We start from the raw sequence: 21774 nt of genomic DNA on the forward strand, positions 1-21774 counted from the left end.
ATTAAATTTTGGGAAAAGGCTACGTTTTAAATTGAATTGAAAGGTAGGAGAATAATCTCATCATGTTAGAAAATCTCAAATACTTAAAAAATGATATGGTAGCAAAGAAATGGACTATCTGTAGTTTTATCTTTGTCTATAAAAGAGTGGAGTATATAGTCCTTGTAAAACGATTTGTTGGTAGGGAGCAAAGGATTGAAGAGTACGCATTAGTGAAGCTACATTTTATAGAAGCTGATAACTTATACCATGAGTTACAAGTCGAGGCAAACAGCCAAAGATTGATTGTAGAAGCTAGAACTTTAAGAGAATTTTTTGGAATTGAGTACGGTGATAATTTAGGTAATATACTAAAACAATTCACAAATCAATTAGGTGAGTCAATACCCAAAAAGGTTCCTGAACAAAGAACAGGTGCTGAACAAGCCGCCTTAGTAAATTCTCTAAGTCGGAGTGATGCAGAGAATCCAAATAAAATTTATTGTTATGGCGTAAAAAGAAATTCAAATGGGGGACAACGAAGTGAGTTTAATTCAGATAAAACCAAATTGTTGCGACCAGATTTGTTTAGATATTTTGAAAATGACACTAGTATCAGTTTCTGTTATAGTGATGATATCAATAAAGAAAATAATGATTCTGAAATTTTAAGAAAATTTAGTGATACTAGATAGACATGGTTTTGTATTGGCTGGTGTTTTGTAATAAATATAATAGTGAATAACAATTATATTTTTGAAACTAACTATATTACCTAATCATTCAACATTTAGAAAGTTATCTTGCGACTTTAGGTTCAAGATTTAGTCATGAGATCTCGAAGGAAGTTGCAGATGTCCGACCCACCACTTAAGTGAAACATTAAAAGAAAGGAAAATAAAATTACATGATTGAAAGATATAGTCGCCCTGAGATGGCGAACATTTGGAGTGAAGAAAATAAATACCGTGCTTGGCTTGAGGTGGAAATCTTGACTGACGAGGCATGGGCTGAGTTGGGGGAAATCCCTAAGGAAGATGTGGCTTTGATTCGTGAGAAGGCGGACTTTGACATCGACCGTATTTTGGAGATTGAGCAGGAGACGCGCCACGATGTGGTAGCTTTCACGCGTGCAGTTTCTGAGACGCTTGGTGAGGAGCGCAAGTGGGTTCACTATGGCTTGACTTCTACCGACGTGGTGGATACTGCCTATGGCTACCTTTACAAACAGGCTAACGACATCATCCGTCGTGACCTTGAAAACTTCACTAACATCATCGCTGACAAGGCCAAGGAACACAAGTTCACCATCATGATGGGGCGTACCCACGGTGTGCACGCTGAGCCGACAACTTTTGGTCTTAAATTAGCGACTTGGTACAGTGAAATGAAGCGTAACATCGAGCGTTTCGAGCATGCAGCTGCTGGAGTGGAAGCTGGTAAGATTTCAGGTGCGGTTGGGAACTTTGCCAACATCCCACCATTTGTAGAGCAATACGTCTGCGACAAGCTGGGTATCCGTGCCCAAGAAATCTCAACACAGGTGCTTCCTCGTGACCTTCATGCTGAGTACTTTGCAGTTCTTGCCAGCATCGCGACTTCCATCGAGCGTATGGCGACTGAGATTCGTGGTCTTCAAAAATCTGAGCAGCGCGAAGTGGAAGAGTTCTTTGCCAAAGGTCAAAAAGGTTCTTCAGCAATGCCTCACAAACGCAACCCTATCGGTTCTGAGAACATGACAGGTTTGGCGCGTGTTATCCGTGGTCATATGGTGACAGCCTATGAGAACGTCGCTCTCTGGCACGAACGTGATATTTCCCACTCATCAGCTGAACGTATCATCACACCAGATACAACCATTTTGATTGACTACATGCTCAACCGTTTCAGAAATATCGTCAAGAACTTGACGGTCTTCCCAGAAAATATGATCCGCAACATGAACTCTACGTTTGGTCTTATCTTTAGCCAACGTGCTATGTTGACCTTGATCGAAAAAGGCATGACGCGTGAACAAGCCTATGACTTGGTGCAGCCAAAAACAGCCTACTCCTGGGACAACCAAGTAGATTTCAAACCGCTTCTGGAAGCAGATCCAGAGGTGACTTCTCGCCTGACTCAAGATGAAATCGACGAAATCTTCAACCCTGCATACTACACTAAACGAGTGGACGATATCTTTGAACGTATCGGACTGGGTGACTAATCCTAACAATAAAAAGCGAGATTCAATCTCGCTTTTTTATATGCTTGTCTAAGGGGGTTAATCTTCTTTTCTCTTAGTGAGGCCGTAAGCTGCTAGTGTGGCCATGAGTCCTGCTGCGACCAAGCCTGCAGAGTCTTGACTTCCTGTTGCAGGAAGTTGTTTTTCTTCTGCTTTGCTAGTAGTTGGTTCAGCTTGCTCAGCTTTCTCAACGGCAGTTCCGGCTTCGACCACCTGAGCGACCGCTTCCTGCGATACCGCACTATTGACAAGGGTTCTTTCTTCCTTGCCATCAGCAGTAGTGCTGACAGAGTAGAAAATCGTACGACGACCATTTACACCAGTAACGACGACTTGACTTTGTCCTTTTGGCAATTGCGGATTTTCACGTGTTACGGTAGTGAATGGAATCTCTTCCTCTTGGATGTCCAGTCTAGGTTTTTCCTCTGCGACTGGGGCAAGACCGTGTTCATCCCCTACATGGGTAACAAGGGTTCCGACTTCAATAACTTGTGTCACTGCTTCTTGGGTCACAAGACTATCTACAAGAGTTTTCACATCCTTACCGTCAGCACTAGTGCTCACAGAGTAGTAATGACTGCGACGACCGTTAGCACCTTTAGTAACGACTTGAGTCTTTCCTTTGAGTAAGAGTGGATTTTCACGTGTCACGGTAGTGAACGGAATCTCTTCTTCTTGGATATCTAGTCTTGGTTTCGCTTCGGCAGCTGGAGCAAGACCACTTTCATCCCCTTTGTGAGTAATAGGGGCACCGATTTCAACCACTTGGGTCACAGGTTCTTTGGTTACTTGGCTATCTAGAACGGTTTCTGTTTGTTTACCATTTTCAGTAAGGACAGAGATGTAATGAGTGCGTTCACCATCTACACCGGGTGTGACAATCTTTTCTTGCTTAGCTGGGAGGTTCGGATTTTCTTTTTTGATAACCTCAAAAGGAATCTTTTCTGCTCTTGTGATGAGTTCTGGTTTGGTTTCAACATTGGCAGCTAGTTCGTTTTCATCGAGGCTTCCTGAGTGGGTTGCTGCTGGTTTGAGGCCTAGGCGGGCTGCTTTGAGCTTGGCTACAAGAGCGTCTAACTCGGCTTGTTTATTACGGTTGAGGTTGTAGTTGAGGGCTTCTTTAGCTGTATTTAAGGCGTCCAAGCTTTCCTTGCTGTATCCATCCAAGTTTGCAGGGATTTGAGCAAGCTCCTCACGGAGGGCATTGTAGTTAGCGCGGAAGTAGTCTTTGTTATTGTCTGCAAAGGCAGTCATGAGTTCAAAAATTTCTTCTTCCTTGTACTCAGCGCTTGGTCTATCTGCCCAGATGGCAAGCATGCTTCCAACTGTTGGAAGGTCTACCTCAGGATATTTGGTAGATGCAAGCTGGTTAAATGGTGTTTTTTTAGTGTTTTCAATTGCCTTTTTGAGGAAACCGCCACCATCTTCAGGTTTTTGACCGAGAATGTAGTACCAGTCTCCGTTAGTATTAAGGAATTTATAGCCTTTACTTGCAAGGTACTGAGGAGATGCAAGGTTGTAGCCCCACCATCCTTTAGACCAGTAAGAGATGATGACATCCTTATCAAACTCAACATCATCCTTGTCCTCGTAGTAGAAACCATCGTTGAAGGCCATTGGTTGAAGGCCTCTTTCTTTAGCCATAGCAGCAAGGGTGTTAGAGTACTCAGCAAACTTGCCATAGAGTCCATACCATTTGAGGTAGTACCAGCCTTGGGCGTTGGTAGCATCATTGGCATATTCGTCTGTACCGTAGTTGAAGATCTTAGTTTTGCCTGCAAAGAAGTCCATGTACTTGCCGATGAGGGCTTTGACAAAGTTCATTGCTTCTTCGTTTTCAAGGTCCATGGTTGTTTTGGAGACTTTATCAAAATTAGCTTGAGGGTTTGCGATACCTAATTTTTCCATAGCGACAAGCATGGCATCCATGTGACCTGGGCTGTTGATCGCTGGGATGAGTCCGATACCTTTTGATTTTGCGTACTCGATCAATTCAGTGATTTCAGCTTGGCTAAGAGTGGTTCCGTTTGGATCATCGTAGTAAGCTTTTGTTCCTTCGATGATGGCCTTTTTGACATCGTCACTTGCATAAGTTTTTCCGTTAGCTGTGATGGTCATGTCATCAAGGAGGAAGCGAAGTCCATCATTTCCAAGGAGGAGATGCACATCAGAGTAGCCGAGTTCGCTTGCCTTGTCTACGATGCGTTTGAGTTGGTCAAGCGTGAAGTACTTACGTCCAGCATCGATAGAAATTACCTTGTTTTTGGCAAGCTTTTCAACTTCGCGTTTCGCGTCTTCTTCTTTTTGAGCTTCTGGTGTGAAGGTCAAGTTGCTTACAGCTTCTTGGAGTTTTGCGATTGCTTGATCAATAGTGTCTTGTTGGGCACGGCTGAGGTTGCTATCGAGTGAGCGAATGGCTTTTTCAGCTTCTTTTACAGCTGCAACACTTTCTGCAGTATAGCGGTTAAGGTCTGTTGGTACTTCTTTCAGAGCTTGTTCAGCAGACTCATAGTCGGCAGCAAAGTACTCAGCATTGGCATTTGCGAAGCTACGCATGAGTTTGAAGAGGCGAGATGGTGAATAGCGTGCAGATGGGGTATCCGCCCAAGCAGCTACCATACCACCGATGAACGGAATATCTGCTCCTTCAGATTTTGGAACAGAAGTGATTGGAGTGTTCTTAATCCCATTGAGACCTTGGTCCAGGTTGTACCAGCCTTGACCATCGGCATTTCGTCCGAGGACGTAGTACCAAGCATCATTGGTATTAAGGATTTGGTGGCCTTTTTCCACTAGAAGTTTAGAAGAAGCGACGTCGTATCCGCCCCATCCACCAGTCCACATAGAAACGATGATATCTTTGTCAAAAGTACCAAAGCTTGTATCGCTATTGTAGTAGATTCCATCGTTGAAGGCCATTGGTTTGAGACCGTGAGATTTAACGATGCGAGCAAGGTCATTAGCATAAGCGATAAATTTGTCATAACCCTTATCTGGGAAGCCATCTTCGGGATACCACTTGTAGGCTTGAAGAACGCTCCAACCTTTGGCATCTGTAGCGTCGTTGGCATATTCGTCTAGTCCGATATTGAAAATATCAGTTTTTCCAGCGAAGTAAGCAGCATACTTGTCGATCAGAGCTTTGGTAAATGCAAGAGCCTCCTTGTTATCAAGGTCAACGGTACGAGCAGATTCCTTACCAAAGTAGTTGAAGTTCGGTTTTTGGATGCCTAGTTCTTTCATTGCATGCAAAATCGCATCCATGTGACCAGGGCTGTTTACAGTTGGGATGAGACCAATGCCTTTGTTTTTAGCGTAGTTAATCAAGTCTGTCATCTGACTCTCTGTCAAATGGTTGCCGTTTGGATCCTTGTAGTAGGCATCGGTTCCGTTTTCAAGTGCACGTTTGACATCGTCACTTGCATAGGTTTTGCCATTGGCTTTGATCGTCATGTCATCCAGCATGAAACGCATGCCATCGTTTCCAACTAGTAAATGAAGATCAGTATAGCCGTAGTGTTTGGCCTTATCGATGATTTCTTTGAGCTGCTCAGGCGAGAAGTACTTGCGTCCAGCGTCGATTGAGATCATTTTTCGTTTTGCCAGTTTTTCATTTACCTGAGCTGCTCGTTCTGTGCTAGGAGTGGCTACTGCAGGTGTGACGGCTTCATTTTTCTTTTCTGAAGGAGTACTTTCAGCAGGAGTTTCAGCTGGGGCAGAACTTTCTTTCTCGGCAGTAGGAGATGGAGCAGCATTTTCTGTCACAACTGGTGCAGTTGTTTCTTCCGTTTTTGGAGCAACTGTTCGAGGAGCCTCCTGGTCTTCTTTGACTTCCTCTTTTACAGGATCATCAGCCTTTTCTTCCAGTTTTTCTGGAACCTTGGAGTCTACAGCTTCTTTGACTGCTTGAGGATTCTCCTGAATAGTTTGAACAGTTTCTTCAGCTGTTGGAGCTGGAGTAATCCCGTCAGCAGATACGACTTGTGCGCTAAAAGCAAATCCTATAAGTACAGAAGCTGCCCCAACCGCGTATTTACGGATGGAGAAGCGCTGTTTCTTTTCTAGTTTCATGACAAAACCTCCTTGTTATTATCATATATGATAGCGTTTACATAAAACCGATTTTATTTTATTATCTAAGGAGTAAAATGTCAAGTGGGTTTATATAAGAACTATAATAAATAGAGGAAATCATAAGATTTAGAAGAAAATTATTTCTAGAAATGAGAAAGAGAAAGCCGATATTTAACTTGTTTTTAGTAAAAACGCTACTAATTAAATAAGAACCTTTCAGAGCATTTCCATAGCCTCGGCCTCATGCTATAATAGGTATAGAAAAAGCCTGAGCTAGGCTCAAGCTTTCTCTTAATGACCTCGATTACATGAGAGGAATTTAATTTTGTAGTAGTCTGCTCGCTTATACGTTTCACTATAGGCGAGGACTTGGCCAGTAGCCTCAAGTTTAGTAGTCTTGGTTTGGAAGACAGTTGGAAATTGCGTATCGATTCCAAGTACAGAAGCAACGTGCTCTGGTGTTGGAAATGCGATTTCATTGATTTCCTCAAAATGTTCATCATTCATGTGAATGCGGTAATCCAATTTGAAACGTTTATAGATAGAACTATAATAGTCAAGATTTGGATAGTTGGCATTGATGTATTGTTCAGGAATATAAGATGTGTGGTAGATGTAAGTTACACCATTTGTTTGACGGGTACGTTCAATTTTGTAGTAGAACTGATCTCCGCGTAATCCAAGTTTCTCTAGGTATTCAAGCTTGTTTCCGCGCTCGATAGAAAGGACAGTAACTTTATCGTCTTTTGTTTCAAAGATTTCGACATCTGAAAATTCAACGAGTTTGTGCTTGCGGGCACGTGAAACGAAAGTTCCTTTCCCTTGTTGGCGGACAATATAGCCGTCTTTTGCAAGGTCATTCAAAGCACGCACAACAGTGATTGAACTAACATCATACATCGCGATCAATTCTGCTTCTGTATAAAATTTATCTCCACTTGCAAATTGACCAGAGATGATTTTGTTTTTTAATTCATCTTTAATATATTGGTATTTTGGAATAGCCATAATTTCACCTCGATTCTCTTTCTCCAGTCTTGATTTTACCATAAATACAGACAAAATAGTAGTATTTAGGTAAAAAAAATTAAAATAATAGACTAAAAATGTTATGTTACATGTAAAAAATTCCATTTTATAACCTTGTGAATTATCATACATTAAAATATCGCTTTCATGCTATTTTTAGATAATTTTGGTAAATGGTAAGTAAAAAAATAGAAAAATTTTAAAGAATTTTCTAAAACCTATTGACAAATGCAAAAGATTTGATTATATTTAATATTATAATAAATGAAAGCGCAAACTTAATTCGTCAGAGGTGGTAACATGACAAGATTTAAAATTGAGGACGATTTCTATTTAGATGGGAAGCCGTTCAAGATTTTGTCTGGCGCCATTCATTATTTTAGGATTCCAGCAGAGGATTGGTATCATTCTCTCTATAACTTAAAGGCGCTTGGCTTTAATACGGTCGAGACCTATGTGGCTTGGAATTTACATGAACCCGTTGAAGGGGAATTTGATTTTGAAGGTGCCAGAAATTTGGAGAGGTTTCTTCAAATAGCTCAAGATTTAGGTCTCTATGCCATTGTACGCCCGTCTCCATTTATCTGTGCGGAATGGGAATTTGGTGGCTTGCCGGCTTGGCTCTTGACCAAGGACATGCGAATCCGCTCGTCCGACCCGGCCTACATCGAGGCGGTTGCTCGCTATTATGACCAATTATTGCCAAGGCTTGTGCCTCGCTTGTTGGATAATGGTGGAAACATTCTCATGATGCAAGTCGAAAATGAATATGGCTCTTATGGAGAAGATAAGTCTTATCTACGAGCAATTCGGAAATTGATGGAAGACCGAGGGATTGATTGCCCACTCTTTACTTCAGATGGCCCATGGAGGGCTACTCTGAAAGCCGGAACCTTGATCGAAGACGACCTCTTTGTGACAGGAAACTTCGGTTCTAAAGCTCCGTACAACTTTTCACAGATGCAGGAATTCTTTGATGAGTATGGCAAAAAATGGCCCCTCATGTGTATGGAATTTTGGGATGGTTGGTTCAACCGTTGGAAAGAACCCATCATCACGCGTGATCCAAAAGAGTTGGCAGAAGCTGTTCGAGAGGTGTTAGAGCAAGGCTCCATCAACCTTTATATGTTCCATGGCGGAACAAACTTTGGTTTCATGAATGGTTGCTCGGCTCGAGGAACTCTAGATTTGCCACAAGTTACATCTTACGATTATGATGCCCTTCTCGATGAAGAAGGAAATCCAACTGCTAAATACCTAGCAGTCAAGAAGATGATGGCAACACACTTCCCAGAGTATCCACAATTGGAACCACTTTACAAGGAAAGCATGGAGATAGGGTCCATTCCATTGGCCGAAAAAGTTTCCCTGTTTGAAACCCTGGATAGTCTGGCAAGTCCAACTGAAAGCCTCTATCCAAAAGCGATGGAAGAACTTGGTCAAAGTTATGGTTACCTTCTTTATCGTACCGAAGCAAGTTGGGATGCAGAAGAGGAACGTCTCCGTATCATCGATGGACGTGACCGAGCTCAACTCTATGTAGATGGTCAATGGATTGCCACTCAATACCAGACAGAGATTGGTGAAGATATCTACTGTCAGGGCAACCGAGAAGGCTGTTCAGAGATTGATATCCTGATCGAAAATATGGGGCGTGTTAACTATGGACACAAGTTCTTAGCAGATACACAACATAAAGGAATTCGTACAGGTGTCTGCAAAGATCTACATTTCTTACTGAATTGGAAACAATATCCACTGCCGCTGGATAATCCTGAGAAAATTGATTTTTCAAAAGGATGGATAGAAGGACAACCAGCCTTTTACGCTTTCGACCTTACTGTTGAAGAACCGAAGGATACCTACTTAGACTTGTCTGAGTTTGGTAAGGGAGTTGCCTTTGTCAATGGGCGTCACCTAGGGCGTTTCTGGAACGTCGGCCCGACCCTCTCACTTTATATCCCTCATAGCTATCTCAAGGAAGGTGCTAATCGCATCATCATCTTTGAAACTGATGGCGAATATAAAGAAGAGATTCACTTAACTCGTAAACCTACACTAAAACACATAAAGGGGGAAAACTTATGACAATTGTAGGATGCCGTATCGATGGACGTTTGATCCACGGTCAAGTAGCCAATCTTTGGGCTGGAAAACTAAATGTTTCACGCATTATGGTTGTAGACGACGAAGTTGTTAACAACGATATTGAAAAGAGTGGTTTGAAACTTGCGACACCACCAGGTGTGAAACTCAGTATCTTGCCAGTTGAGAAAGCAGCAGCAAATATCCTTGCTGGTAAATACGATAGCCAACGTCTCTTTATCGTTGCACGTAAACCAGACCGTTTCCTTGGTTTGGTCGAAGCAGGTGTTCCGCTTGAAACACTCAACGTCGGCAATATGTCTCAAACACCAGAAACTCGCTCTATCACACGTTCTATCAACGTGGTAGACAAGGATGTGGAAGATTTCCACAAACTAGCAGAAAAAGGTGTGAAACTCACTGCTCAAATGGTTCCAAATGATCCAGTTTCAGACTTTTTGAGCTTGTTAAAATAGGAAAAAATTTTTAGGAGGTCATTGTTATGATACAATGGTGGCAAATTTTACTTCTCACTTTGTACTCAGCTTATCAAATCTGTGATGAGTTGACAATCGTTTCATCTGCAGGTTCTCCTGTATTCGCTGGTTTTATTACTGGTTTGATCATGGGAGATGTGACAACTGGTTTGTTTATCGGTGGTAGCTTGCAGTTGTTCGTTCTCGGGGTTGGTACCTTCGGTGGTGCTTCTCGTATCGACGCAACTTCTGGTGCGGTTCTTGCAACAGCATTCTCTATCTCTCAAGGTATTGATACAGATCTTGCGATCACAACAATCGCTGTACCAGTAGCAGCACTTTTGACATACTTCGACGTTCTTGGACGTATGACAACTACTTTCTTTGCACACCGTATTGATGCTGCGATCGAACGCTTTGACTACAAAGGTATCGAACGCAACTACCTACTTGGTGCAGTGCCTTGGGCTCTTTCTCGTGCCCTTCCAGTATTCTTCGCTCTTGCTTTTGGTGGTGCTTTTGTACAATCAGTAGTAGACCTTGTTAAAGAATATCAATGGATTGCAGATGGTTTGACACTTGCAGGTCGTATGCTTCCAGGTCTTGGATTTGCAATCTTGCTTCGTTACCTTCCAGTTAAACGTAACCTTCACTACCTTGCAATGGGATTTGGTTTGACAGCTATGTTGACTGTTCTTTACTCATATGTAACAGGTCTTGGTGGAGCTGTTGCGGGTATCCTTGGTACTCTTCCTGCTGATGTTGCTGAAAAGATTGGCTTTGCTAACAACTTCAAAGGTTTGTCTATGATCGGTGTTTCTATCGTAGGTATCTTCCTTGCAGTTGTTCACTTTAAGAACAGCCAAAAAGTAGCTGTAGCAGCACCTTCTACACCATCAGAAAGTGGGGAAATCGAAGATGACGAATTCTAATTACAAACTTACAAAAGAAGATTTTAATCAAATCAACAAACGTAGCTTGTTTACTTTCCAATTAGGTTGGAACTACGAACGTATGCAAGCTTCTGGTTACCTTTACATGATCTTGCCTCAATTGCGTAAAATGTATGGGGATGGAACTCCTGAATTGAAAGAAATGATGAAAGTTCATACTCAATTCTTCAATACTTCACCATTCTTCCACACTATTATCGCTGGTTTTGACCTTGCCATGGAAGAAAAAGATGGTGTAGGTTCAAAAGATGCCGTTAACGGTATCAAGACAGGTTTGATGGGACCATTTGCTCCTCTTGGAGATACTATCTTTGGTTCACTTGTACCTGCTATCATGGGTTCTATCGCAGCAACTATGGCTATCGCTGGTCAACCATGGGGTATCTTCCTTTGGATCGCAGTTGCAGTTGCTTATGACATCTTCCGTTGGAAACAATTGGAATTTGCCTACAAAGAAGGGGTTAACCTTATCAACAACATGCAAAGTACTTTGACAGCTTTGATTGACGCTGCATCTGTACTTGGTGTCTTCATGATGGGTGCTCTTGTAGCAACAATGATTAACTTTGACATTTCTTACAAATTGCCAATCGGTGAAAAGATGATTGACTTCCAAGACATCTTGAACTCAATCTTCCCACGCTTGCTTCCAGCAATCTTTACTGCCTTTATCTTCTGGTTGCTTGGTAAGAAAGGTATGAACTCTACTAAAGCGATCGGTATCATTATCGTTCTTGCAGTAGGTCTTTCATTCATCGGTAAATTCTTGCTTGGAATGGGCGCATAATTTATGGCTAAATCATTAATTTTGGTGAGTCATGGTCGTTTCTGTGAAGAACTTAAAGGTAGCACAGAAATGATCATGGGTCCACAGGACAACATTCATGCGGTGGCTCTTCTTCCAGAAGATGGCCCAGAAGAATTTACTGCAAAATTTGAAGCTGCTATCGAAGGATTGGATGATTTCCTAGTCTTTGCGGATCTTCTCGGTGGTACGCCATGTAACGTGGTGAGCCGCTTGATTATGGAAGGTCGCGACATTGAACTCTACGCAGGGATGAATCTTCCGATGGTGATTGAATTTATCAATGCGAGCCTTACAGGTGCAGATGCGGATTATAAGAGCCGTGCTGCAGAAAGCATTGTAAAAGTCAATGACCTGTTAGTGGGCTTCGATGATGACGAAGATGAATAAGACTCTTCGAAAATCAAATTCAAACCGCGTCAGCGTCGCCTTGCCGTACTCAAGTACAGCCTGCGGCTAGCTTCCTAGTTTGCTCTTTGATTTTCATTGAGTATACGATGTGACAACGTGAAAACCGTTAGAACAGCTTGTATAGAATATACATGGGAATGGGAGTCAATCCATTCCCATATTTTCAATAGGAATGAAACAACAATAGATTAGAGGAACTCTATGCTAAATTACACAAAAGAAGAATTACTTGAACTGGGTGCAGAAATCACGACTCGTGAGATCTACCAACAGCCTGATGTATGGAAAGAGGCTTTTGAAGCCTATCAAGCGAAACGGGAAGAAATTGCAGCCTTTCTGAAAGAAATCGCTGATAAGCATGACTATATCAAGGTCATCTTGACGGGTGCTGGTACTTCTGCTTATGTGGGAGATACCTTGGTGCCTTACTTTAAGGAAGTCTATGACGAACGCAAATGGAATTTCAATGCCATTGCGACAACTGATATTGTTGCCAATCCAGAAACTTATCTGAAAAAAGATGTTGCGACTGTCCTTGTTTCCTTTGCTCGTAGTGGAAATTCACCTGAAAGTGTGGCAACTGTTGACTTGGCTAAAGCCTTAGTTGATGACCTCTATCAAGTGACCATTACTTGTGCAGCGGACGGGAAATTGGCTCTTCAAGCCCATGGCGATGAGCGCAATCTTTTGCTCTTGCAACCAACTGCTTCCAATGACGCTGGATTTGCCATGACTTCTAGCTTTACGTCCATGATGCTAACAGCTCTCTTGGTTTTTGATCCTACAGAATTTGCTGTGAAAGCTGAACGTTTTGAAGTTGTGACGAGCCTTGCGCGTAAAGTTCTAGACAATGCAGCAGATGTTAAGGAGCTGGTTGACCTCGACTTTAACCGTGTTATCTACCTAGGCGCTGGTCCTTTCTTTGGACTTGCGCATGAAGCTCAGTTGAAGATTTTGGAATTGACTGCTGGTCAAGTGGCGACCATGTATGAAAGCCCAGTTGGCTTCCGTCACGGTCCAAAATCTCTTATCAATGAAGATACAGTTGTTTTGATCTTTGGCACAACGACAGACTACACTCGCAAGTACGACTTGGACTTGGTTCGTGAAGTTGCTGGTGATCACATTGCTCGTCGTGTTGTGCTCTTAAGTGATCAAGCCTTTGGTCTTGAAAATGTCAAAGAAGTAGCCCTTGGTTGTGGCGGTGTCTTGAACGATATTTACCGTGTCTTCCCTTACATCGTTTATGCCCAACTCTTTGCCCTATTGACTTCACTCAAGGTAAAAAATAAACCAGATACGCCGTCTCCTACTGGTACCGTAAACCGTGTGGTACAAGGTGTGATCATTCATGACTATCAAAAATAAGGAAGTATCTATGAGTAAATTACAATTAAGTCCCAATAAAGTAGCCTGCCTGCAAAAACTCTCTGACGAGAACGGCATTATCTCAGCCCTTGCCTTTGACCAACGTGGTGCTTTGAAACGCCTCATGGCTCAATACCAAACAGAAGAGCCAACAGTAGCTCAAATGGAAGAACTCAAGGTCTTGGTTGCAGATGAATTGACAAAATACGCTTCTTCTATGCTTCTAGACCCAGAGTATGGACTTCCAGCTACAAAAGCGCTTGATGCCAACGCCGGCCTTCTCCTTGCTTATGAAAAAACTGGCTACGACACAACTAGCACTAAACGCTTGCCTGACTGCTTGGATGTTTGGTCTGCAAAACGCATCAAAGAACAAGGTGCGGATGCAGTCAAATTCTTGCTTTACTACGATGTAGACAGTTCTGACGAACTCAACCAACAAAAACAAGCCTACATCGAACGCATTGGTTCTGAATGTGTGGCTGAAGATATCCCATTCTTCCTTGAAATCCTCGCTTACGATGAAAAAATCGCTGATGCAGGTTCTGCAGAATACGCAAAAGTGAAACCACACAAGGTTATTGGTGCTATGAAGGTCTTCTCAGATCCACGCTTCAACATCGATGTCTTGAAAGTGGAAGTTCCAGTCAATGTTAAATATGTTGAAGGCTTTGGTGATGGTGAAATCGTGCATACACGCGAAGAAGCAGCAGCTTTTTTCAAAGCACAAGATGAAGCAACTAATTTGCCATATATCTACTTGAGTGCGGGAGTGTCAGCCAAACTCTTCCAAGAAACCCTTGTCTTTGCCCACGAATCAGGCGCAAACTTCAACGGCGTTCTTTGTGGCCGTGCAACCTGGGCAGGATCAGTTGAAGCCTACATCAAAGACGGTGAGGCAGCAGCTCGTGAATGGCTTCGCACAACTGGATTTGAGAACATTGATGAACTCAACAAAGTTCTTCAAACAACAGCGACTTCATGGACTGAACGTGTGGAAGCATAAAACAGGTATAGAGGAATCCCTTTTTGTTAAGCAAATGCTTAGGTTTTCTAACAAAGGATTCTGAAAATAGAAACTACAACCATAGATGGTGCATACACTCTCTATGGTTTGTTTACTTAAGAGAAATGGATCAAAGGAGAGAAGAATGAAAGCATACACAGAGCGTGTATTTGGAAATCATGAGGGCAAGGATGTCTTGGCCTATCGCTTTGAGACTGACAGTGGCTATCAACTAGAAATCATGACCTATGGTGCGACCATCTTGCGCTATGTCACACCTGACAAGGCTGGAAACTTTGCCAATGTGATCTTGGGCTTTGATGATTTTGATAGCTATGTAGGCAATAGTCCCAAGCATGGAGCAAGTGTAGGTCCTGTAGCAGGCCGTATTGCAGGTGCGACATTTGAGCTCAATGGCCAGACCTATGACCTTGAAGTCAACAATGCCAGCAACTGTAACCACAGTGGTTCAACAGGTTGGGATTCAAGCTTGTTTGAATTGGTAGAGGTGAGCGACCATGGCTTGACCCTCTACACCGAGCGTACAGACGGGACGGGAGGATTCCCTGGCAATCTCAAGATCTGGATCAGCTACCACTTGGAAGAAACTGGCGCCTACGAAGTCAGCTATAAGGTGACGACAGATCAGGATACGCTTGTCAATCCAACTAATCACAGCTACTTCAACTTGTCTGGTGATTTCACGCAGACAGTTGACCGCCATGTCTTCCAGCTAAATACGGAGGGCATTTACCCAATCGCTCCGGACGGTGTTCCGGCTAAGACTCCAGATGCTACTCGTGATGTGGTGAAACACATCTATAATGGAGCCTTGTTGAAGGACATCTTTGCAGAGGAAGATGAGCAAATCCAGTTGGTATCTGGTTTGGATCACCCATTTGCTCTTCCTGCAGGTCATGACAATGCTGGTTTTCTTTATGACCAAAACTCAGGTCGCTTCCTACTTTTCAAGACAGAGGCCCCTTGCTTTGTGGTCTACACAGCAAACTTTGTGGATGAGAGTGTGCTCATCGGAGGCGAGCCAATGGTACAGCACAATGGGATTGCCCTTGAAGCGCAAGCTTTACCAGATGCCATTCATAGCGACCTCAAAGACCAAGTCATTCTCAAAGCAGGGGAAACTTTCACCAGCAAAACTCGCTACGAGCTTGTTGTAAAATAAAAAGAAGAGCTGGTTTCCAGCTCTTTTGAGTTGTCTTCGTTGACATTTTATCTCAATAGTGTATAATTGATGTAATTAATGATGTTACAACAAAAGGAGACACCCGATGACTTATGCGTACCAAAGCCACATTTACCTAGCCGAGGTGGTTTTAAATGCCAAGGATTTGAAGACTCAAACGGCTTTTTATCACCAGATTATTGGCTTGGAGATTTTATCGCAAACGGAGACAGAAGCGATTTTGGGACTTGGTCAAAAAGCCTTGGTTCACTTGATTGCGACAGAAAAGGCTGGCGAAGTAAGGGAGCATTATGGGCTGTACCATCTGGCGATTTTGTTGCCAACAAGAAAAGCCTTGGCAGATGTCTTGAAACACCTAAGTGACCTGCGGATTCCTCTGGTCGGAGGTGCGGATCATGGATACAGTGACGCCCTTTATCTGGAGGATTTGGAAGGAAATGGCATTGAACTCTACCGTGATAAGCCAGTTTCTTCATGGGATATTCGAGAAGACGGTCGCATTATCGGTGTGACCGAAGCCCTCGCGGCACAGGACATCTATGAGCTAGGGGAAAAGGTGGATCCCTTTATCCTAGCTGAAGGGACGAGAATGGGGCATATCCATCTATCGGTTAAGGATAGCCACGCGGCAAGTCAGTTTTATCAAAAGGTGTTAGGGCTAGAAGATAAATTTACTATTCCGAGTGCTAGTTGGATAGCGGCTGGTCAGTACCATCACCACCTGGCTGTCAACGAATGGGCTGGAAAAGGTCTGGCTCCGCGTGAGCAAGGCTTGCCAGGTTTGGCTTACTATGTTCTTGAGGTCGAAAGCAAGGAAGAACTCCTGAACATCGTTAAGCAAGCACAAGAGCTAGAGGCACCAATCAAGTGGTTAAATTCGAGTGAGTTGGATCTTGTAGACCCAGATGGGATTGTGACCCGCATTTGCTTGGCACGATGAGATGTGAAAAACACATCATAGACATAGAAAAAGGCGGACAAGCTCGCATTCTGTTTTTAGAATGCGTACTTGTTCGCTTTTTATGAAATGATAAAGAGTAAAAGAGCTATAGTTATAACCAGACTGTAAAGGTAATCACCTGTTTCTTGTAGGTGACAAATATTTTACCTCTAAATAAGCTGACGAGATGCTGAGCCATAGAGAGACCAATTCCGTGTCCAGATATGGTTTGGTTGTTGTGAGAGGTCTCTGCACGATAAAAGCGATCAAAGAAACGCTTAATATTAACTGCTTGTCCATCCTTATAATCATTAGAAATAGTGATGCAAGTTCGTTTGCGTAGTAGGTAATTTTTGCGTTGGAGCGTCAAGCGAATCGTTCCAGCAGGATCGCAGTATTTTCGGGCATTGTCAAGAAGGATGCTAAGAAGCTCATAAAATTCTTCTTGGGCTACTTTTTCTACAACGTCTGCTTCAATAGAACTTTCAAATTTTTTATCTTCTTTGGTAAAGAGAGGAGCAAAATCTGAGGCAACCTTTTCAGCGATGACGGAGATATTTTGAGGAGCTAATTTGATATCCTCTTGTTCCTCGAGCCGAGCAAGTCGGATGAGTCTTCCAATCAAGTGGTTGAGTCGTTCCGTCTGTTCTTTAGTGCTGATACTCCACTCAGTCTCTCCCTCTATTAACTCCTGTAGTTCGGTATTGGCCGAAATGATGGCTAGAGGCGTTTTAAGTTCGTGTCCTGCATTGGTGATAAACATCCGTTGTTTTTCATAGTTTTTGATAAAAGGACGAATGACAATCCCTGAAATCAAGGTGAAGAGCAGTATGAGGAGGAGTAAGCTAGCTAGGGCCAGCCAGATAGAGACCTGAAGTAGGGTGTCGCGTTCGCGGATATAGTTAGTTGTCTCAAAGAAAACCAGTAGTTTCCCAGTCGTAGATTGGCTCACTTGATAGGTAAAATAGCGTCCCTTATGAGTAATAGAACCATAAGTTTCTTGCTTTTTGAGGATGTTTGGGAGAAAACTTTTGACTTCAGCCTCAGTTAAGGACTGGACATTTGTGAGGGAGATGGCGTAGTCATTTTCCTTTTCTCTGACGGAGAAGTATTGAAAGTTGTAGACAATTCCTTCTTGGATATTTTTCTCAGTCAGACTTTCCTTGATTTCGTCTGTAATAGGAAGTTCGCCCTCATTCTTGGTTAAGATAGAGAGGACGGTGTGGATGTTACCCTCCGTCTGAGTGTAGACGATACTATTCATCAAGACTAGAAAGAAGGTTAGAATCAGAGCAATGGCAAGAGTGGCCGTTGCGATAAATTTGATACGAAGTTTTCGAAACATCTAGTCACCTCCTGTCAATTGGAAGGGGCCTTCTGCAGCCCCAAGTATTTGTAAGCTAGACTGGACACTTTGGAGTTTTTGGCGTAGGTAGGAGATATAGAGAAAGACGAGCTCGTGATCCTGTTCTTCTAGCTCGTCTGGCCAAACCTGCTCTAGAAGTTGTTGACAACTGAGGGGTTGGTTAGCGTGCTGGATAAGGAGAGTCAAGAGTTGGGTCTCCTTTTTCCCCAAACGAATGCTGTTTGTAGCAGCTAATTCTTGTTCGTCAATATCCAAGCGGGTATTTCCTAATTGGATCGTATCTGGGGTATAGTCCTCCAGACGGCGGGCAGTAGAACGGAGTCTGGCCAGAAGTTCTTTGAGAGAGAAGGGTTTGGTCAAGTAGTCGTCAGCACCTGCATCGAGTCCGGTTACGCGGTCGTCCACTTCGGCCATGGCTGTCAACATGATAACGTGAGTCGTATTGCCTGCCTGGCGAATTTCTTTGAGGGCTTCGATTCCAGTTTTAATTGGCATCATGATGTCAAAAATCATGAGGTGATAGTGGTTAGATTTAGCCTTTTCGACAGCATCTTGTCCGTTAAAAACAGAATCAACGCTGTAGCCTTCGCGTTCTAACGCAACAGTGATAACACGGTTTAGTTGGGTTTCATCTTCGGCAAGTAGGATTTTCATAGGTTCTCCTTAGTCTTGATCAGAGCGCTGAATCAAATCACGGATGGTCTGCATGGTCAAATCACAAGAAGCAAGCTCATCGGCACAACGTTTGAGCTCGCGCGTGATTCGCTCAGGATTTTGGATGTTTTTCTTGTATTTCATCTGGTGTTCGAGGCTAGCCCAGGAGTCCATAGCAATTGTGCGCAGTTGAATCTCGATAAAATAGGTACCCTGGTCATTTCCCAGACAGTCTGGGTAGGGAGTGGTCACCTCTAGAATCAGATGATAGGAGCGGTAGCCGTTGGGTTTGACCTGACGGATATAGTCTTTCTCTTTGAAAATATGGATGCTTGGCATCTGGCGAATATACTCTACGATGCGGTAGATATCATCTGTAAAGCCTGTGATAATTCGAACGCCAATAGCATCTCGTATTTCTTTAAGAGCGGATTGACTTGTCTGAGGAAGGCCCTTGCGTTGGCATTTTTCACGCATGCTTTTTTCCGTTTTGATGCGAGCATGCAAATGCTCATATAGTTTGAGGTTGGTTTCTTTTTTGTAATTGGCTGCGGCCTCTTCTATGTCTTGAATAAAGGTTTGCAAGATGGTGGGTAAATAGGTCTCACAGCTACCATAGATAGAATTCATAAGCACGTCCATTCTGAACAGTTTTTTACTATTATATCATGAAAACACCGATATGAGATAAGTTCCTACAAAGACAGATGGGATGAGAATTTTGACAAAGCCCCTTATTCGAGATATAATGAAGAAAAATCGAGCAAGGAAAAAGAAATGACAAACTCAAAGTATATAACACGCTTGAAACGTTCAGAGGGCCAGTTGCGTGGGATTCAAAAGATGATTGAAGAAGGTCGTGACTGCGCTGATATTGTGACGCAGTTGACAGCAGTGAAATCGAGTGTTGAGCGCGTGATTGAGATGATGATTACGGAAAATCTCACCGCCTGCATCAACCAACCACTAGATGACCCCGAGGCTCAAAAAGAACGCCTAGAAAAGGCCATCCGATACTTGATTAAACGGAAATGAACTAATTTTTTGAGACGATAGTTGCAAAGGCATATCTAACTATTAATAGAATAGTTTAATTTGAATCAAAAGAGGCTGGGTAAAGAGTCTTTAAAATTAAAAAACGCATACTATCAGGTGTTGAAAAACCTTGATAGTATGCGTTTTATTTTGGGAAGATTAACTTCATTTTCTCCTGAAATTGAGTTGTTGCTCAGCTTCTTTTGCTTATTCTACTTGACCGGGCCAAGCATTCATACCACCTTCTACGTTGATAACGGTGAAGCCTTGGGCGCTGAGAAATTGACAGGCAGATGCAGAACGTACTCCACCTTGACAGATAACATGGTATGCATGGTCAGGATTGAGTTCTTTATAGCCTTGCTCCAAGGTACTTAACGGAAGATTTTTGGCAACTGGTACATGTCCTGCTTGGAATTCATGTACTTCACGTACATCGATAAGATTTAGATTTTCATGTTGATATTTTTCATAAAAGTCAGCCATGCTGATACTAGTTTCCATATTCGACTCCTTCTGGTTTAGCCATTTTGTATAGTGAATAAGCGCCGTCAAGGTTTTGGACGGGAAATCTTGCTTGTTTGAGGATACGCTCTGCGATGTAGCTGCGTAAACCGCTGTGGCAGCTGACGATATAGGCTTGGTTCTTATCCAGTTCGTCCAAGCGTTCCCGTAGTTCGTTTAGGGGGATGTGGATGGTATCGACTTTGAGTCGGCCACTCTGGAATTCGCCACTTGTCCGTACATCTAGGAATTTCTTGCCCTTGTCCAGTTCGTCTTCTAGTTGGTACCATTGGATATTGTCGCTGAGACCTTCGATAAGGTTCAAGGCTGCGTAGCCCAGCATATTGACGGGATCCTTGGCAGAGCCAAATGGTGGTGTATAGGTGAACTCCAATTCTGGTAAGTCAAAGACGGTGAGATTTCCCTTGATAGCAGTTGCCAGGATATCGATTCGCTTGTCAACGCCTTTCTTCCCGACTCCTTGGGCACCGTAGATTTTTCCAGTGGTTGGGTCAAAGAGGAGCTTCAAGGTCATATCAGTAGCGCCTGGATAATAACCAGCGTGGTCTTTCCCGCTGACATGAAGGGCCTTGTAAGGAAGTTGATTCATGCCAAGACTACGTTCGCTGAGACCAGTCGAGGCGGCTGTCATATCAAAGGTACGAACGATAGCAGTGCCGATACTGCCCTTATTGGTACGACCGAGTCCTGCAATGACGTCCGCCACTTGGCGTCCTTGACGATTAGCAGGAGAAGCGAGAGAGATGAGGGCATCTTGGCCTGTAATTTCTTGCTTGACGGCGATGGCATCCCCAACCGCAAAAATATCTTTTTGACTGGTTTCGTAGTGTTCGTCGACTAAGATACCGCCACGTAGTCCCAGTTCAATCCCTGCAGCCTTAGCCAGTCCATTTTCAGGTTCAACACCGACAGAAAGGATGGTGAGGTCAGAAGTGATCTTTTGACCGTTTTCGAGAACGATGACTTTTCCCTGGCCTCCAAATCGAGTCGCAGACTGAGAAGTGATAACGCGAACGCCGTTTTTAACCAATTCTGCTTGGATAAAGGCTGCCATTTCGTGATCTAATGGTGGCAAGACATGGGGTGCTTTCTCAACGATAGTAACTTGCAATCCACGTTTCGCAAGGTTTTCAGCCATTTCAAGCCCGATAAAGCCTGCACCGATAACGACAGCTTCTTTTGGATGATTGTCCAAGGCAGCCATAATCTCGTCAAGATCGGGAACATTGCGGAGCGTGTAGGTGTTCTTAGCTTCTGCCAAGCCTTCAATGGCAGGAACAAATGGTTTAGCTCCTGGGGAGAGGATCAACTTGTCGTAGCTTTCTGTGAATTCCTGTCCATCGTGTCGCACTGTCACAGTGTGTTCTGCTGGAGAAATCTGGATGACTTCATGAAATGGTCGCACATCGAGATTAAAGCGTGCCCTGAGACTTTCAGGAGTTTGCACCAATAAACTATCACGGTTTGCAATTTCTCCTGAAACATAGTAAGGAAGCCCGCAGTTTGCAAAGGAAACAAAGGGACCTTTCTCAAAAATAATAATCTCAGCGTCCTCCATGAGACGTCTGAGACGGGTTGCTGCTGACATACCGCCTGCAACTCCTCCGACAATGATAATTTTCATTGACTTTCTCCTTTTT

19 protein-coding genes are annotated in these 21774 nt (G+C 43.3%); 12 read left to right on the forward strand and 7 right to left on the reverse strand.

Annotated elements, in window-relative coordinates; genetic code table 11:
- The first annotated feature begins 62 nt into the window (after nt 1-62).
- A complete protein-coding gene (locus MK396_RS08235; protein ID WP_268724262.1) occupies nt 63-674 on the forward strand; it encodes a DUF6037 family protein in 612 nt (203 codons plus the stop codon).
- 212 nt (nt 675-886) lie between these two features.
- Nucleotides 887-2185 carry an adenylosuccinate lyase gene (purB, locus tag MK396_RS08240; protein WP_268724263.1) on the forward strand — a complete coding sequence of 433 codons (1299 nt, stop codon included), beginning with the start codon at nt 887-889 and terminating at the stop codon, nt 2183-2185.
- A gap of 57 nt (nt 2186-2242) precedes the next feature.
- Here the strand turns inward: purB and strH are convergent, their stop codons facing one another.
- Entirely contained in the window at nt 2243-6274 is a 4032-nt protein-coding gene (gene strH / locus MK396_RS08245; protein WP_268724264.1) for an LPXTG-anchored beta-N-acetylhexosaminidase StrH, read from the reverse strand.
- Between the two features lie 294 nt (nt 6275-6568).
- Nucleotides 6569-7327, reverse strand: a complete 759-nt coding sequence (locus MK396_RS08250; protein WP_162278992.1) for a GntR family transcriptional regulator — start codon at nt 7325-7327, stop codon at nt 6569-6571.
- 279 nt (nt 7328-7606) lie between these two features.
- Between MK396_RS08250 and MK396_RS08255 the strand changes: the two genes are divergently transcribed.
- The 9 genes from MK396_RS08255 to MK396_RS08295 all read left to right on the forward strand — a co-directional run bounded on the left by MK396_RS08255 (nt 7607) and on the right by MK396_RS08295 (nt 16554).
- The gene (locus MK396_RS08255) at nt 7607-9394 is read left to right on the forward strand and encodes a glycoside hydrolase family 35 protein (RefSeq protein ID WP_268724265.1); all 1788 of its coding nucleotides are present in this window, start codon (nt 7607-7609) and stop codon (nt 9392-9394) included.
- Entirely contained in the window at nt 9391-9867 is a 477-nt protein-coding gene (locus MK396_RS08260) for a PTS sugar transporter subunit IIB (RefSeq protein WP_000156968.1), read from the forward strand. The genes MK396_RS08255 and MK396_RS08260 overlap by 4 nt, the downstream gene beginning before the upstream one ends.
- A gap of 26 nt (nt 9868-9893) precedes the next feature.
- Complete coding sequence (locus tag MK396_RS08265) at nt 9894-10799, forward strand: PTS mannose/fructose/sorbose/N-acetylgalactosamine transporter subunit IIC (RefSeq protein ID WP_000616992.1); 906 nt, start codon at nt 9894-9896, stop codon at nt 10797-10799.
- On the forward strand, nt 10786-11607 hold the full coding sequence (locus tag MK396_RS08270) for a PTS system mannose/fructose/sorbose family transporter subunit IID (protein ID WP_000185284.1): 822 nt from the start codon (nt 10786-10788) through the stop codon (nt 11605-11607). The genes MK396_RS08265 and MK396_RS08270 overlap by 14 nt, the downstream gene beginning before the upstream one ends.
- 3 nt (nt 11608-11610) lie before the next feature.
- Nucleotides 11611-12015: a PTS sugar transporter subunit IIA gene (locus MK396_RS08275; protein WP_125840635.1), complete on the forward strand. Its 405-nt coding sequence runs from the start codon at nt 11611-11613 to the stop codon at nt 12013-12015.
- Nucleotides 12016-12237: 222 nt separating this feature from the next.
- Nucleotides 12238-13404, forward strand: a complete 1167-nt coding sequence (locus MK396_RS08280) for an SIS domain-containing protein (RefSeq protein ID WP_268724266.1) — start codon at nt 12238-12240, stop codon at nt 13402-13404.
- 10 nt (nt 13405-13414) lie between these two features.
- Complete coding sequence (lacD, locus tag MK396_RS08285) at nt 13415-14410, forward strand: tagatose-bisphosphate aldolase (protein ID WP_004245774.1); 996 nt, start codon at nt 13415-13417, stop codon at nt 14408-14410.
- 145 nt (nt 14411-14555) lie between these two features.
- The gene (locus tag MK396_RS08290) at nt 14556-15593 is read left to right on the forward strand and encodes an aldose epimerase family protein (protein ID WP_125840637.1); all 1038 of its coding nucleotides are present in this window, start codon (nt 14556-14558) and stop codon (nt 15591-15593) included.
- Between the two features lie 106 nt (nt 15594-15699).
- Complete coding sequence (locus MK396_RS08295; protein WP_125840638.1) at nt 15700-16554, forward strand: VOC family protein; 855 nt, start codon at nt 15700-15702, stop codon at nt 16552-16554.
- A 112-nt stretch (nt 16555-16666) separates the two neighbouring features.
- Here MK396_RS08295 and MK396_RS08300 read toward each other — a convergent pair whose 3' ends face one another.
- From MK396_RS08300 to MK396_RS08310, 3 genes are read right to left on the reverse strand one after another with little or no spacing between them, the layout of a single operon-like run.
- Nucleotides 16667-17899 carry a sensor histidine kinase gene (locus MK396_RS08300; protein ID WP_268714887.1) on the reverse strand — a complete coding sequence of 411 codons (1233 nt, stop codon included), beginning with the start codon at nt 17897-17899 and terminating at the stop codon, nt 16667-16669.
- The gene (locus MK396_RS08305; protein WP_000698155.1) at nt 17900-18574 is read right to left on the reverse strand and encodes a response regulator transcription factor; all 675 of its coding nucleotides are present in this window, start codon (nt 18572-18574) and stop codon (nt 17900-17902) included. It abuts the gene before it with no gap.
- A gap of 9 nt (nt 18575-18583) precedes the next feature.
- Nucleotides 18584-19204 (reverse strand): GTP pyrophosphokinase, encoded by a 621-nt coding sequence (locus MK396_RS08310; protein WP_084874277.1) that lies wholly within the window; start codon nt 19202-19204, stop codon nt 18584-18586.
- 147 nt (nt 19205-19351) lie between these two features.
- Here MK396_RS08310 and MK396_RS08315 point away from each other — a divergent pair, with 147 nt between their 5' ends.
- Nucleotides 19352-19609: a metal-sensitive transcriptional regulator gene (locus MK396_RS08315; RefSeq protein ID WP_125840640.1), complete on the forward strand. Its 258-nt coding sequence runs from the start codon at nt 19352-19354 to the stop codon at nt 19607-19609.
- Nucleotides 19610-19816: 207 nt separating this feature from the next.
- On the opposite strand, the gene MK396_RS08320 is transcribed toward MK396_RS08315, so the two are convergent.
- Both MK396_RS08320 and MK396_RS08325 read right to left on the reverse strand, forming a co-directional pair.
- Nucleotides 19817-20113, reverse strand: coding sequence for a rhodanese-like domain-containing protein (locus MK396_RS08320; RefSeq protein ID WP_125840641.1), 297 nt, complete (start codon nt 20111-20113; stop codon nt 19817-19819).
- Entirely contained in the window at nt 20103-21758 is a 1656-nt protein-coding gene (locus MK396_RS08325) for an FAD-dependent oxidoreductase (RefSeq protein WP_268724267.1), read from the reverse strand. The genes MK396_RS08320 and MK396_RS08325 overlap by 11 nt, the downstream gene beginning before the upstream one ends.
- Nucleotides 21759-21774: the final 16 nt, after the last annotated feature.

Origin of the sequence: Streptococcus oralis (assembly GCF_026782235.1) — a bacterium.
GTDB lineage: Bacteria > Bacillota > Bacilli > Lactobacillales > Streptococcaceae > Streptococcus > Streptococcus oralis_CC.